The following is a 249-nucleotide window of genomic DNA, read 5'->3' as shown; positions in this document are numbered from 1 at the left end:
CTCGTCGCGGACGCCGCGCTGAAGGGCAAGCTGTCGCCGGGCACGCGCAACCTGTTCCGCGAAGAGCGCTTCGCCGTCGCGACGTCGGTGCGGGACGCCGGCGCGTACCTGCTGCGCGCGAACGTCGACATGGCGAGCCCCGACGCCGCACCGGCCGAGGACATGCTCAACGACGATGCCATCGCGTGGTTCAAGCGCGGCCTGGCCGCCGCCGACATGCTCGAGCTGGCGCGCGTGGAGTCGCTGCCG

At 73.1% G+C, this 249-nt stretch carries 1 pseudogene; it reads left to right on the top strand.

The features are described 5' to 3' along the window. Positions 1-249, top strand: a pseudogene (locus ACEN88_RS35915) (hypothetical protein); the annotation flags it as partial.

Origin of the sequence: Massilia sp. CT11-108, from assembly GCF_047302915.1 — a bacterium.
GTDB lineage: Bacteria > Pseudomonadota > Gammaproteobacteria > Burkholderiales > Burkholderiaceae_D > Telluria > Telluria orientalis.
The sequence above is the reverse complement of the archived record's forward strand: the minus strand, read 5'-3'. Positions and strand labels throughout refer to the sequence as shown.